The following is a 14,116-nucleotide window of genomic DNA, read 5'->3' as shown; positions in this document are numbered from 1 at the left end:
GTCTCTTCCGCCAATGGTTTTCGCCTTCCTCGGCACCCCACGCCGGTCCCCACTCCGGCGTCCCGCTCGGCCGCGCGCATCCCCCCTCAAGGCTGCGCGCCCGGCTCATGAGGTTATGCCCCTCTGCCCTCAAAGCAAGGCTACCTGCCGGTTCAGGAACTCGTGGAAGGAAGATAGGAGGGCGTGACCGAACGGCTACTCGCCCCGGTCGGCCTTGTTGAGACGGGCGAGGTAGGCGTTGTAGGAGTCGAGTTGCGGGTCTCCGGCGCCGGTGCGGGCGGCGTGCCGGTCGGCCCTGCGGGCCTGCCGGTCGTCGTCGCGGTACCACTGGAAGGCGATGGCCAGCAGCACGATGAGCGTGGGGATCTCGCCGAAGCCCCAGGCGATGGCGCCGCCGTCCTGCTGGGTCTGCAGCAGGGTGTCGCCCCAGGTGCGGCCGAGCTGCTCGTACCAGCCGGAGGCGATGACGGAGCCGGTCATCATGAGCGCGATGCCGAAGAAGGCGTGGAACGGCATCGTGACGAAGAGCATGAGCAGCCGGCCGACGTACGGGAGCCGGCTCGGGCCGGGGTCGACGCCGACGATCACCCAGAAGAACAGGCACCCGCTGAGGAGGAAGTGCAGGGTCATCCAGATGTGGCCGAGGTGCTCGGTCATGGCCGACTCGAACAGCGGCGTGAAGTACAGCGCGTACGTCGAGGCGATGAAGACGGCCGTGGCCACCACGGGATGCGTGACGACCCGGGTGAACCCGCTGTGCAGGATCGTGGTGATCCACTCGCGGGGACCGCGGTCGCCCTTCCTGGCGGCCGGCTTGAGCGCGCGCAGCGCGAGCGTGACGGGCCCGCCGAGGACCAGGAAGATCGGCACGACCATGGCCAGGGTCATGTGCTCGATCATGTGCATGTCGAACATGACCTTGGCGTAGCGGGCCAGCCCGCTCTGCGTGGCGAACACCAGCAGCGCCACCCCGGCGAACCACGAGGCGGTGCGGCCCCACGGCCAGGCGTCGCCGCGCCGCCGCAGCCGGACGACGCCGGCCGCGTACAGCCCGGCGAGGACGGCGGCGACCAGCGCGAAGAACAGGTCGAGCCACCACAGGGCGAACACGTTGCCGAGGGTGAGCGGCGGCGGCAGCGGGAAGCCGAGCAGCTCGTACGCGCGGTCGGCCGGGACGCTGAACTCCGGCGGCGGGGTGCGCGACAGCGCGACCGCCAGGCCGACGGTGGCCAGCATGAGCAGCGTCTCGCCGCCGGCCAGCCGGGTGAACGCCCCCCGCTCGCCGGCCCGCAGCCGGGCCAGGGTGCGCTGCCGGTGCCAGTAGCCGACGTAGCCGAGCAGCACGAACGCGACGATCTTGGCGACGGCGAGCAGGCCGTACTCGTCGGTCCACAGGTCGGACACCGCGCCCAGCCGGGCGACCAGCGCGAACACGCCGGACAGCCCCACCCCGGCGTAGCACCAGAACGCCATCCGGGAGAAGCGGGCGGCGGCCACGTCGAGCTGCGGCGCGCGGCGCACCGCGTGGCCGGCCAGCACCACCAGGCCGCCCACCCACAGGGCGAGCGCCAGCAGGTGCAGCGCGACCGAGGAGGTGGCGAGGTCGTGGTTGGGCGAGGAGGAGGTGTGGCCGGTGAGCGGCGGCGGCAACATCGTGACCAGCGCGAACACCAGCAGCCCCGCCGTGGCCCCGGCCGTGATGGCGCCCCGCGAGAACAGCGCGATGGCCACCGCGAACAACACGACGAGGGTGAGCGCGACGCCCTGCGTGGTCTGGGTGGCGTAGCTGGTGAGCAGGGGGCCGTCGAACACCTGCGGCAGGGTGCGGCCGATCGACTCGGCGGCGCCCAGCACGATCGACAGGAACGCCGCCCCGGCCCAGGCCAGCGCCGACCAGGAGGCGGCCTTGACGTACTGGAGGGCCGAGGAGCCCAGCACGCCCTTGTCGCTGGGCAGCAGCGCGGTGGCCATGAGCAGCAGGCCGACGGTCAGCAGCCCGGTGACGTCCATGAGCAGCTTGGCGACCGGCAGCCCCCACCGTACGACCGCGCCGGAGTCGGGCAGGCCGGGGATGATGCGCGGGAAGGCCGTGCCGCCGGCGATCATGCCGAGAACGAGGGCGGCGACGGCGGCCGCCGTGGCCGCGAGCGCGAGCCGCGCCGCCCGGCTCACGGCTTGCTCTTCCGCGCGCTGAGCAGGAAGCCGATGCCGATGCCGACGAGCGCGCCGATCACGATGACGAGCCAGACGGGGAAGCCGGTGCCGCCGTCCTGCGCCGCCGCCGATGCGGCGGCCGGGCTCTGGGCCGCACTCTGGGCCGGGCTCTGCGCCGCACTCTGGGCGGGACTCTGGGCGGAGCTCTGCGACGGGCTCGCCGCCGCCGCGGCCGCCGGGCCGCCCTTCAGCGTGAACGGGATCTCGCCCTCGACCGGATGCCCGTCGGAGGAGACGATCCGGTAGGCGATGGTGTACTTCCCGCCGGGCAGCGACGCCTTGACCGCCTGCCGGACCACGGGCCCGTCCGACACGGGCTCGCCCGACTGGTACTCGGCGCCGTCCGGCCCCCGCACGACGACGAACGGCATGCGGACCGTGGCGCTGAACTCCAGCCGGACCTCCTCCAGGGACTCGACCTCGGCCCCCTTGGCGGGGGAGCTGCTCTTGAGCGAGTCGTGCGCCAGCGCGGGGCCGGCGCCGCCGACCAGCAGCAGGCCGGACGCGAGCAGGGCGGCGAGTATCGCGGTGAGGGCCGCGAACGGGGATGTCTTCATGGCATTCCCAAGGCTACCGACGCCATCGCCCGGTCCGGACCTCGCTACAGCCCCACGCAGGCCAGCGCCCGCCGGTAGGCCGTCACGGCCCCCTCGCTGTCGCCCAGCTCCTCCATGGTCTCGGCGGCGCCGTACCAGTTGGCGGCCGAGCGGCGGGCGTCGGGCATCCGGTCGAGGTAGTCGCGCACGGACGCCATGTACGCAGCCGCTTCCTCGCCGCGGCCGACGGCGTGGAAGATCTTGCTGAGCAGCAGGTCGGCCTCGGCGCCGAGCGCGTGGCCCTGCTGCGGGACCAGGCTCCTGGCCATCGTCGCGTTCCTGGCGGCCTCGTCGAAGTCGCTGGTCATGAACTCGGCGGTGGCCAGCTCGACGTGCACGCGGGCGCGGTCGATCGTACTGGTCGAGGTCTGCTCGAACTCGCCGACGGCGTCGCGGAGCGCGTCGCGCACCGACCCGGCCTCGGCCGGCCGGGCCTTGAGCCGGCGGCGCAGGACCGACAGCCGCAGCCGCGCGGTGCTGCGCGGCTGGCCGTGCTCGAGCTGGACGGCGAGGGCCCGCTCGGCGAAGGACAGCGCCTCCTCGCTGTGCCCGGTGATGTAGGCGACGATGGAGGCGTTCCAGTTGGCGGCCACGATCGCGCGGGGCGTGCCGAGCGCGTCGGCCGCGTTGAGCAGCTCCGCCGCGAACTGGCGGGCCCGCAGCAGGTCGCCGCGCTCCCAGTAGACCGACAGCAGGGTGGCGGCCAGCTCCACCAGGGCGTCGTTCCACGGCCGCCGCGCGGCCGAGGCGAGCACCTGCTCGCCGACCTGGACGGCCTCGCTCATCCGCTCGCTCTCGCGGTAGGCGCGGCAGAGCACCATGGCGATCTCGACCGCGCGCTCGGGCGGCAGCTCCTCCTCGCGCAGCTTGAGCAGGATGCGGATCGCCTCGTCGAGGTCGCCGCACGCCTCGCTGGCCAGCGCGAGCCCGAACTCGGTGTCTTGACGGAGCGTGGTGAGCCCTGTCAGGTTGTTGTTCACCAGGAGCTCGGCGAAGCGCGTGCGGGCCTCCTGCACCTCCCCGTTCTCGAGTGCCAGCCGGGCGTACCCGAGGGCCAGCTCGATGTCCTCCATCTGCTCGGCGGTGACGCCGTTGATGAGATAGGAAAGGGAGCAGTCCAGTTTCTGCGCCAGTAGCTCCAAGACCGCTGGGGTCGGGGTACGCTTGCCACTCTCGATCAACGAGACGTAGCTGTCCGACAACTCCGGGTGCGCGAGCTGTGCCTGCGAGAGGCCGCGTTGTCGCCGAACCGTCTTAATACGGAGTCCGACCAGGTCAGTAGTGGTCACAGTCGTCGCTCCCTGGGAAATAATGTCCGAGCAACCCACATAGGGAGAGAACCCCATGCGTATGCGCATTGCCCTGTCCGCCTTGGTCGCCGCGGTCGCAGCCGCGGTGACCATTGGAGCCAATGCTACGGCCGCAAGTGCCGAAACGTCTGCCCTCTACTCGACTATGGAGGAAAGCGCCTGCTGTTGAGCCGGGCCTCCGAGGGGGCTCTGCGCCTGACCACCCGGCAACGACGACCGCACTCGTCGAGCGCCCCCTCCGAGCGCCCTGCCCACCGCACGGCTCCAGCGTAGCCCGCCCGCTCTAGATTCGATCTACAACCACGTCCCTTCCGCGCGGGGGAGCATGCGACACTACGCTGCTCAACTGTCAGGAAGAGCCGGTGTGAAGGGGCGGCGGGCGTGCGTGAAGGCATCGTCATCCACTTACTGGGGCCGGTGACCGCTGACGCCGGCGACGCCGCCCCGCTCGACCTCGGGCCCGCCCGGCAGCGGGCCACCCTTGCCGTCCTCGCCTGCGCCGCCGCCCGGCCGGTGCCCATGGACCGCATCGTCGCGGGCATCTGGGGCCTGGACGCGCCGCGTACCGCCGAGCAGAGCGTCTACACCTACATCGCGGGGCTGCGTCGCGTGTTCGAGCCGGGGCGCGGCAGGCGGGAGCCGTCGCGGATCCTCGCCGGCACCCCGGCGGGCTACGTCCTCGACGTGCCGCCCGCCCAGGTCGACGCGCTGGCCTTCGCCGGCCAGGTCGCCGAGGCGCGCGAGGCCGCCGCGGACGGAGCGCACCCGCGCGCGCTGCGCCTGCTCGACCTGGCGCTCGCGCGGTGGCGCGGCACGGCGCTGAGCGGCCTGCCCGGCCCGTTCGCCGAGGCCGAGCGCGCCCGGCTGACCGACCTGCGGCTGGCGGCCCTGGAACGGCGCGCGGAAAGCCTGCTGGAGCTGGGGCGGCACGCCGAGGCCGCGGACGAGTTACGCGACCTCGTCCGGCGGCACCCGCTGCGGGAGCGGGCGCGGGAGCTGCTCATGACGGCGCTGTTCCGTTCGGGGCGGCGCGCCGAGGCCCTGGAGGTCTACGAGGAGGGGCGGGTCGTGCTCGCCGAGGCCCTGGGGCTGTCGCCCGGCGAGGGGCTGCGCCGCTGCCAGGCCATGATCCTGCGGGCCGACGCCCTCGCGGCCGGCGACGACGCACCGACGGCCCCCGCCCCTCTCGCCTCCCCGCACCGGCCCTCCCCCCACGCCCCGTCCCGCCCGACCGGCGCCTCCGCGGACGGCCCCGACGCCCCCTCCGAACCCGGCGGCACCTCCACAGCGAGAGACGGCACCGCAGCGGCGGGCCACCCCGCCCCACCACCCCACAGCCCGTCCCGGACCGGCGACACCCCCACAGCGGGGGACGACGCCGCAGCGGCGGGCCACCCCGCCCCACCACTCTTGCCCCCAGGCCACGGACCGTCCCGGACGGGCGGCGTCTCCACAGCGGGAGGCGGTGCGGAGGCCGGGAGCGGGAGCAGGGCGGGAGCCGAGCCCGGGAGCGTCGGGGTAGCCGGGGCCGGGAGCCGGGCGCAGGCTGTGGCGCGGGGTGAGGGGGTGGGGGTGGGGCCGCGTCAGCTGCCCCGGCCCCTCGCCGGGTTCGTCGGGCGGGGGCGGGAGGTCGGCCGGCTCCGGGCGCGCCTGGCCCCGGCGGACGGCTCCCCGCCGGGCCCCCTGGTGGTGGTGACCGGCCCGCCGGGCGTCGGCAAGTCCGCCCTGGCCGCGCACGTCGCCCACCTGGTGGCGCGCCGCTTCCCCGGCGGCCAGCTCTACGTGAACTGCCGGGGCGCCACCCCCGACCTGCCCGCGCTGACCGCGTCCGACCTGCTCGGCCGCTTCCTGCGCGGGCTGAGCGTGCCGCCCGAGGCGGTGCCGGCCGACCTGGACGAGGCCGCCGCCGCGTGGCGCAGCCGGCTGCACGGCCGGCCGGTGCTGGCGGTGCTGGACGACGCCGCCGACCTGGCGCAGATCCGCCCGCTGCTCGGGGTCCCGTTCGGCAGCGTGCTGCTGGTGACCAGCAGGGAGAGCATGGCGTGGGGTGAGGACGCGTTCCAGGTGGAGCTCGGCCGCCTGTCCGGGGAGGAGGCGGCGGCGATGCTGGCCGGGCTGGCCGGCGCGCCGAGGATCGCGGCCGACGTGGCGGAGACCGGCCGGCTGGTCCGCCTGTGCGACGGGCTGCCGCTGGCCCTGCGCATCGCCGGGGCGCGCCTGGCCGCCCGTCCCGGCTGGAGCGTGGCGGCGCTGGCGGACCGGCTGAGCGACGAGCGGCGGCGGCTGAACGAGCTGTCCGCCGGTGACCTGGCGGTGCGCTCCAGCCTGGCCTCAGGGCACGCGGCCCTGGCGCGCGGCACCCGGCCGGTGGACCGGCTGGCCGCGCGGGCGCTCGCCCTGCTCGGCGCGTTGCACGTGCCCGACGTGACGGCCGCGGCGGCGGCGGCGCTGCTCGGCGTGCCCGTGGCGGAGGCGGAGCAGGCGCTGGAGCGGCTGGTGGACGCCCACCTGCTCGACGGCTCGGGTTCCGGCCGGTACCAGCCGCACGACCTGGTCCGGCTGTTCGCGGCCGAGCTGCGGCCGGAGGGCGTGGACGAGGCCCTGGTACGGGTGCTGTCGTACTACGCCGCCTCGACCCGGCACGCCAGCGAGATCGTCGATCCGCACCGCGTCCAGCCCGCGGCGCCGGTGGCCGCCGAGCCGCACCCGCTGGCCGGCGCGGCGGCGGCCAGGGCGTGGCTGGACGAGGAGGAGGCGGTGCTGCTGGCCGCCGCGCGCCAGGCGCTCGCCTCGCCCGACCCGGCGCTCGCCCGGCTGGGCGTCAACCTGACCTTCGGCCTGCACTGGTCGCTGTCGAGGACGCACGGCATCACCGAGATGCGGCTGCTGAACACGCTGGCGCTCCAGGTCTGCGAGCGGCTGGGCGACGAGCCGAACGCCATGCTGGCGCACGGCCACGTGGCCAGCGCCCTGTCCTCGCTCACCCGCACGGACGAGGCCGTCGCGCACTTCCAGGCCCAGCAGGCGCTCGCCCGCCGGCTGGGGGCCGCGTTCACGGAGATGAGCTCGTCGGGCAACATCGCCAACGCCCTCATCATCGGCGAGCGGTTCGAGGAGGCACTGCCCTGGGCCCGCCGCCAGCTCGAGGTGGCGACGCGGATCGGCTCGCGGGTGGGCGTGCGCTACGCCCTGTCCATGATCGGCAAGGCACACCTGGGCGCGGGCCGTCCCGAGCTGGCGCGCGAGCCGCTGAGCAGGGCGGTCGCCGACGCCGTGGCGGTGGGGGACGTGTTGCACGAGGGCCAGATGCGCTTCAGCCTCGGCGAGCTGCTGCTGACGCTGAACGACCCGCGCGGGGCCGAGCGGGAGCTGGTGCGCTCGGTCGAGCTGTGCGCGGAGACCGGTTACCGGGTCGGGCTGCTGCGCGCGCTCATCGATTTGTCGCACACGTACCGGCTGCTGGGCCGGCCGCGGCGGGCGCTGGAGTGCGTGACCAGGGCCGAGGAGACGGCGGGCGGGCTGCGCAACTCCCGGTGGGAGAGGCGGCTGGCGGACGAGCGGGCGGCGGTGACGGAGGCGGTGGCGCGGGCGGACCGGGCGACCCCGCAGCAGGTCTGAAACGCCTACCGGGGCGTCCCGGTGTCGCGCAGGGCCAGGAAGAAGTCCACCCGGTCGGCCATCGTGGACAGGTTCCTGCCGGTCAGCTCCTCGATCCTCCGCACCCGGTAGCGGACGGTGTTGACGTGCACGTGCAGCTGCTCGGCGCAGGAGTTCCACGAGCCGGCGCAGTCGAGGAAGACGCCGAGCGTGCGCACCAGCTCGGACTGGTGGCGGCGGTCGTAGTCGAGCAGCGGCGACAGCAGCCGGCCCGCGAAGGAGCGGCGCACGTCGCCGGGGACGGTGGCCAGCAGCAGCGCGTGGGTGTAGATCTCGTCGCTGGTGACCACGCCGCCGCCGCGGGCCTCGGCCAGCCGGCGGGCGTGCCCGGCCTCCTCCACGCCGCCCTTGAGCGCGCCCGCTCCCGACAGGGCACCGCTCAGCCCGGCGCAGACGCGGGTGCCGGGCAGCGCGGACAGCACGCCGGCCCCGGCCCGCAGCCGCGCGGCCAGCTCGTCGGGGCGCCCGCGCAGCGGCACCACGGCGACCGACGCCGTCGGCCCCGGCCGCCGCGGCGACCTCGACCGCCGAGCAGCTCCTCCACGACCTGGCCGCCGAGCGTCGCCGGGTCGGGGCCGCGGGTGGCGCCGGGGCGGGGCGCGGTGGCGCTGACGACGGCGTACGGCTCGGCCGCGTCGAGGCCGCAGGTGCGCAGCCGGGCGTCGAGCTCGGCGGCGCCGGCCTCGGCCAGCGCGGCCACGACGAGCTGCTCGGCCAGCCGCCGCTCGACCCGGCGGCCCTCCTCCCTGCGCAGGCGTTCCAGGCCGACGCAGGCGGCCAGCTCGTAGCCGAGGTCGGCGCGGCCGAGCAGGTCGCCGTCGAGGGCCAGGGCCCAGCCGGCGGCGCGGTGCCCGCGGCCCACGGCGAAGATCGTGCTGCCGCCGGCCACGACGGGCAGCCGGGACGCGCCCAGGTACGCCCGCGCCAGCCGTTCAGGCTCGGCCACCGTGCCCGCGACGACCTGCCCGGACGCGGTCAGCACGCCCCCGGTGACACCCAGCTCGGCGGCGGTCAGCGCGAACAGCTCGGGCAGGCCGGCGCCCTCGGCGACGGCCGCGACGAGCCTGCGGTGCCGGTCGAGCGCGTCGCGCACGTCGCCGGACAGCCGGGGCGCGGCCAGCTCGGTGAGCGTGCGGAAGGAGACCTCGGTCGGCACCTCCAGCAGCGGCAGCCCGGCGGCCTCGCAGGCGGCCACGAGGTCGGCGGGCACGTGCCCGAGCAGGGCCGCGCCCGCGCCGACGGCGGCCACGCCGGCCTCGGCGAGGGCCGCGGCGAAGCGGGCGGAGTCGTCCGGGCCGTGCCGCCACATGAGCCCGGTCAGCACCAGCTCGCCGCCCGACAGGTAGCGTCCCGGCTCGGGCAGGTCGGTGATGTGGACCGTGCCGAACTCGCGGTCGGGGTCGCCGGTCAGCAGCCTCAGCCGCAGCTCGGCGACGGCCAGCAGGTCACGGATACGCACTTGGAGGAATATACAAGCCGCGTGTTACAGGCTTTGACCCGGATTTCACCGGTGTGCATAGGACCGGCCCGGGACACGGTGCTCTACTCGGAGGATGACGGAGACGGCGTACACGACCCGGAACGGTGTGGGCGACAGCGTCAGGCGGCCGGACGCCGCGCTGAAGGTGACGGGCGAGTTCGCCTACGCCTCCGACCTGTGGATGGACGGCATGGCGTGGGGCGCGACGCTGCGCAGCCCGCACCCGTCGGCGTGGATCCGCTCGATCGACGTCGGGCCCGCGCTGCGGATCCCGGGCGTGTACGCCGCGCTGACCCACGAGGACGTCCCCGGCGAGAAGTTCTACGGCCTCGACCACAAGGACCAGCCGGTGCTCGCCGTCGACCAGGTGCGCTACCAGGGCGAGCCGGTGGCGGTGGTGGCGGCCGACCACCCGGAGACGGCCCGCCGGGCGGCCGCCGCGATCGTGGTCGGCTACGAGGCGCGCGAGCCGGTGACCGACCCGCGCCGGGCGCGCGAGATCGTCCGCCGCCAGCCGGTGCGCTACGGCGACACGTTCGAGGCCGAGGTCGTGGTCACCGGCGAGTACGTGGTCGGCATGCAGGACCAGGCGTTCCTCGGCCCCGAGGCGGGCCTCGCGGTCCCGGCCGAGGACGGCGGCGTGGACCTGTTCGTCGCCACGCAGTGGCTGCACGTGGACCGCGACCAGCTCGCCCCCTGCCTGGGCCTGCCGCCGGAGAAGGTGCGGCTGACGCTGGCGGGCGTCGGCGGCGCGTTCGGCGCCCGCGAGGACCTGTCCATGCAGGTGCACGCGTGCATGCTGGCGCTGCGCCTCGGCCGTCCGGTGAAGATGAGCTACGGCCGCGAGGAGTCGTTCTACGGCCACGTCCACCGGCATCCGGCCCGGATGCGCTACGAGCACGGCGCGACCCGCGACGGCCGGCTCGTCTACGTCAAGGCCGACATCCTGCTCGACGGCGGCGCGTACTGCTCCTCCTCCCCCGCCGTCGTGGGCAACGCGGCCTCGCTGGGGGTGGGCCCGTACGAGGTGCCGAACGTGGACGTGGTCGCGACCGGCGTGTACACCAACAACCCGCCGTGCGGCGCGATGCGCGGCTTCGGCGCGGTGCAGGCGTGCTACGCCTACGAGTCGCAGATGGACCGGCTGGCCGAGGCGTGCGGGCTGTCGCCGGTGGAGGTCCGGGTGCGCAACGCGGTCGCGCAGGGCTCGCGGCTCATCACCGGCCAGCTCATCGACTCCCCCGCCCCGCTGGCGGACATGCTGCGCGAGCTGGCCGCCATGCCGCTGCCCGCCGCCACCTCCGGCGGCGACCTGCGGGCGCTGCCCGGCGGGGTGTCGCAGACCACGCACGGCGAGTCGGTGCGGCGCGGCGTCGGGTACGGCGTCGGCATCAAGAACATCTGCTTCTCCGAGGGCTTCGACGACTACTCGACCGCCCGCGTCCGGGCCGAGCTGGTGAACGGCGAGCCGCACGTCACCGTGCACACCGCCGCCGCCGAGGTGGGGCAGGGGCTGGTGACGGTCCAGGCCCAGATCGCCCGCACCGAGCTCGGCATCGACGGGGTGACGGTGGCGACGGCGGACACCTCGGTGGGCTCGGCGGGGTCGTCGTCGGCGTCGCGGCAGTCGTACGTGACGGGCGGCGCGGTGAAGACGGCCTGCGAGGCGGTGCGCGAGCGGTTCCGCGGGCTGCCGGCGCGCGAGGCGCTGGAGCGGTACGGGCCGATCGAGGAGACGCGGGAGTACCGGCACCGGCCGACGTACCCGATGGACCCGGTGACCGGGCAGGGCGACTCGCACACCCAGCTCGCCCTGTGCGTCCACCGGGCCGTCGTGGACGTGGACGTGGAGCTGGGCCTGGTCAAGGTGGTGGAGCTGGCGGCGGTGCAGGACGTCGGCCGGGTGCTCAACCCGCAGGCGCTGGAGGGCCAGATCCACGGCGGCACGGCGCAGGGGCTCGGCCTCGCGCTGATGGAGGAGATCCAGGTGCGCGACGGCGAGGTGGTCAACCCGTCGTTCACCGACTACCTGATCCCGACGATCCTCGACATGCCGCCGATGCGGCTGAAGGTGCTGGAGAACCCGGACCCGGCGGCGCCGTACGGGCTGCGCGGCGCGGGCGAGCCGCCGACGCTGTCCTCGACCCCGGCCGTCGCGGCGGCGGTGCGGGCGGCGACCGGGCTCAAGTTGACTCGCGTTCCGATCAGGCCGGAAGATATCGCCCTGTCCGACCACACGGGCCGGACAGACGGGGAGGTACCGCATGAGCAGCGGACGTGAGGCGGCCGAGGCGGAGTTCCGCCGCTTCGACACCGACGGCGACGGGCTGCTGACCGCCGAGGAGATCCGCCAGGCCAACGAGGCGCTGGGCGGGCAGGGCGCGTCGGAGAGCGAGATCGAGGCGTTCATCCGGTCCGCCGACCGCGACGGCGACGGCAGGATCGGGCTGGAGGAGTTCGTCGGGCTGGTCGGCCACGGGCGGCACGAGAAGGCGTGATCTTGTCCCACGCCGGGTAGGGCACCCGGCACTCCCCCTGATCACGAAGGGGGGATGACGTGCTCGACCGGCTCTTCGAGCTGACCCGGCGCGGGACCACCGCCGGCCGGGAGGTGCGTGGCGGGCTCACCACCTTCGTGGCCATGGCCTACATCATCCTGCTCAACCCGATCATCCTGGCCGGGGCGAAGGACGTCACCGGGGCGCGCCTGTCCATCGCGCAGCTCACCACCTCGACCGCGCTGGCGGCGGCGATCTCGACGCTGCTCATGGCGTTCGTCGGCAACGCGCCCTTCGGCCTGGCCGCCGGGCTCGGGCTCAACGCCGTGGTCGCCTACCAGGCCGCCCCGCACATGACGTGGCCGCAGGCCATGGGTCTGGTGGTGCTCGAAGGGCTGGTCATCGTCCTGCTGGCCGTGACCGGCCTGCGCACCCTGATCATGAACGCCATCCCGCTGGCGCTGAAACACGCCATCAGCGTCGGCATCGGGCTGTTCATCGCGCTCATCGGCCTGGTCGACGCCGGTTTCGTCGCGGCGGGCGCGGGCACGCCTGTGCAGCTCGGCGCGACCGGCCACCTGGTCGGCTGGCCGGTCGTGATGTTCTGCTTCGGCCTGCTGCTGATGATCCTGCTGTACGCGCGCCGCACCCCGGCCGCCATCCTCATCGGCATCGCCGTGACCGCGGCCCTGTCGGTGCTGGTGAACTCGGTGGCCGCGGTGGACCCGCGGTCGTGGGGCGTGGTGGCGCCGCGGGTGCCCGAGTCGCTGGTCGCCGCGCCCGACTTCGGGCTGGTCGGGCAGTTCGACCTGTTCGGCGGGTTCGCCCGGGCGGGGGCGCTGACGGCGACCGTGGTGCTGTTCACGCTGGTGCTGTCGGGGTTCTTCGACGCGATGGGCACCATCATCGGCGTCAGCGACGAGGCCGGGCTCGTGGACCGGGAGGGCGGGGTGCCGCGGCTCGGCCGCATCCTGACCGTGGACGGCGTGGCCGGCATGGTGGGCGGCTCGGTCAGCGCCTCGGCGAACACCGTCTTCGTGGAGTCGGCGGCGGGCGTCGGCGAGGGCGCGCGCACCGGTCTGGCGAGCGTGGTGACCGGGGCGCTGCTGGGGCTCACGCTGCTGTTCACGCCGCTCGCCGCCGTGGTGCCCGCCGCCGCGGCCGCGCCCGCGCTGGTGCTGGTCGGGGCGCTGATGATGATGCAGAGCAAGAACGTGCCCTGGGACGACGTGGAGCTGGCGATCCCGGCGTTCCTGACGATCGCGCTGATGCCGTTCACGTACTCGATCACCAACGGCGTGGGCGCGGGCGTCATCGTCTACACGCTGATCAAGGCGGCCCGGGGCAAGGTCGCCGAGATCCCGTGGCTGCTGTGGGCGGTGTCGCTGGTGTTCCTGGCGTACTTCGCGATCGACTGGCTGGAGCGGCTGTTCGGCTGACCGGCTACATGTCGCCGCTGTTGCAGGCCACGCCGTTCCTGTCGACGTCGGGGTACCAGGAGTACTCCTGGTGGATGCCGCGCGAGTAGGGGCCGTAGCCGTTGGCGACGACCTCCTTGCAGGAGGAGTAGCGCGGGTCGGTGCCGGTGCGGCCGGTGCCGGAGGCGGGGCCGGTGGCGCCGGGCTGGGTGCCTCCTGTGGGTTGGGTGCCTCCGGTCGGCTGGGTGCCCGTGGTCGGCTGCGCGGTCGGCTGGGTGGTGGGCTGGGTGGTGGGCTGGGTGGTGGGGGTGGCGGCGCCGGACGGGCCGAGCAGCCGCGAGGTCAGCGAGTCGGCCTGCTCCTTGGTGAACCCGGCGATCCGGACGCTGTCACCGGTCATCTGCTCGGTCACGATGGGCGCGGCCACCACGGTCTTGGGCTCGTCGGGCTGCTCGGGCGCGAGCACGACCGCGAGCTGCCGCTGATCGGCCGCCATCTCGTCGACCAGCTCCATCATCCGGCTCTTGAACCCGGCGGCCACCGCGATGCGCACGGAGTACTGGCCGTCCTTCTCCCTGATGGGCTCGATGCGCTGCACCGACAGGACCGTGACGCCGTCCTCCAGCAGGTAGCAGGTGCGCTGCTCCTCGTCGGGCACGGCCTGCTCGCCGGCCGGGCAGGGCGCCGCCTGCGTGCTGCGTACCGGGGCGAAGTGCAGCGGCACCGCCAGCCGCACCGGCGGCGCGCCGCCGAGCAGCGGCTGGTCGGGGTTCCTCGTCATGAGGACCGCGACCGTGCCGAGCACGCCGGCGACGAGCACGACGAGGACGAGCGAGACGATCAGCACGATGGTGGTGAGTCTGCTGGCCTGCGGCTCCCCCGGGTCCGCGGGGGGCGGCGCTTCCGGCTTGTCCATCGATGACGTTCCCATCCTGACGTTCGG

The 14,116-nt window shown here is 74.5% G+C and carries 10 protein-coding genes; 4 read left to right on the top strand and 6 right to left on the bottom strand.

Translation table 11 applies throughout. The features are described from left to right. Positions 1–195 precede the first annotated feature (195 nt). The 3 genes from MF672_RS43110 to MF672_RS43100 are packed head-to-tail and all read right to left on the bottom strand — an operon-like array spanning position 196 to position 4,156. Complete coding sequence (locus MF672_RS43110) at positions 196–2,172, bottom strand: bifunctional copper resistance protein CopD/cytochrome c oxidase assembly protein (protein ID WP_242377237.1); 1,977 nt, start codon at positions 2,170–2,172, stop codon at positions 196–198. Next, positions 2,169–2,771 carry a copper resistance CopC family protein gene (locus tag MF672_RS43105; RefSeq protein ID WP_242377238.1) on the bottom strand — a complete coding sequence of 201 codons (603 nt, stop codon included), beginning with the start codon at positions 2,769–2,771 and terminating at the stop codon, positions 2,169–2,171. Before MF672_RS43105 ends, MF672_RS43110 begins: the two co-directional genes overlap by 4 nt. A gap of 44 nt (positions 2,772–2,815) precedes the next feature. Beyond that, positions 2,816–4,156: a helix-turn-helix domain-containing protein gene (locus tag MF672_RS43100; RefSeq protein ID WP_242377239.1), complete on the bottom strand. Its 1,341-nt coding sequence runs from the start codon at positions 4,154–4,156 to the stop codon at positions 2,816–2,818. 345 nt (positions 4,157–4,501) lie between these two features. On the opposite strand from MF672_RS43100, the gene MF672_RS43095 reads away from it, so the two are divergent. Continuing rightward, positions 4,502–7,738, top strand: coding sequence for an AfsR/SARP family transcriptional regulator (locus MF672_RS43095; RefSeq protein WP_242377240.1), 3,237 nt, complete (start codon positions 4,502–4,504; stop codon positions 7,736–7,738). Between the two features lie 5 nt (positions 7,739–7,743). Here the strand turns inward: MF672_RS43095 and MF672_RS43090 are convergent, their stop codons facing one another. Further along, positions 7,744–8,256 carry a PucR family transcriptional regulator gene (locus MF672_RS43090; protein ID WP_247815725.1) on the bottom strand — a complete coding sequence of 171 codons (513 nt, stop codon included), beginning with the start codon at positions 8,254–8,256 and terminating at the stop codon, positions 7,744–7,746. Then, a complete protein-coding gene (locus MF672_RS43085; protein ID WP_247815724.1) occupies positions 8,157–9,236 on the bottom strand; it encodes a PucR family transcriptional regulator ligand-binding domain-containing protein in 1,080 nt (359 codons plus the stop codon). Before MF672_RS43085 ends, MF672_RS43090 begins: the two co-directional genes overlap by 100 nt. Before the next feature lie 94 nt (positions 9,237–9,330). Between MF672_RS43085 and MF672_RS43080 the strand changes: the two genes are divergently transcribed. From MF672_RS43080 to MF672_RS43070, 3 genes are read left to right on the top strand one after another with little or no spacing between them, the layout of a single operon-like run. Beyond that, positions 9,331–11,538 (top strand): molybdopterin cofactor-binding domain-containing protein, encoded by a 2,208-nt coding sequence (locus MF672_RS43080; RefSeq protein ID WP_247815723.1) that lies wholly within the window; start codon positions 9,331–9,333, stop codon positions 11,536–11,538. Beyond that, entirely contained in the window at positions 11,522–11,755 is a 234-nt protein-coding gene (locus MF672_RS43075; RefSeq protein ID WP_242379119.1) for an EF-hand domain-containing protein, read from the top strand. The genes MF672_RS43080 and MF672_RS43075 overlap by 17 nt, the downstream gene beginning before the upstream one ends. A 59-nt stretch (positions 11,756–11,814) precedes the next feature. Next, positions 11,815–13,194 (top strand): NCS2 family permease, encoded by a 1,380-nt coding sequence (locus tag MF672_RS43070; protein WP_242379117.1) that lies wholly within the window; start codon positions 11,815–11,817, stop codon positions 13,192–13,194. A gap of 4 nt (positions 13,195–13,198) precedes the next feature. Here the strand turns inward: MF672_RS43070 and MF672_RS43065 are convergent, their stop codons facing one another. Further along, a complete protein-coding gene (locus MF672_RS43065) occupies positions 13,199–14,089 on the bottom strand; it encodes an excalibur calcium-binding domain-containing protein (RefSeq protein WP_242379114.1) in 891 nt (296 codons plus the stop codon). Positions 14,090–14,116: the final 27 nt, after the last annotated feature.

The sequence above is a fragment of the Actinomadura luzonensis genome (assembly GCF_022664455.2).
Taxonomy (GTDB): domain Bacteria; phylum Actinomycetota; class Actinomycetes; order Streptosporangiales; family Streptosporangiaceae; genus Nonomuraea; species Nonomuraea luzonensis.
Note: the sequence above shows the minus strand (reverse complement) of the source record. Positions and strands in the feature narration are given on the sequence as shown.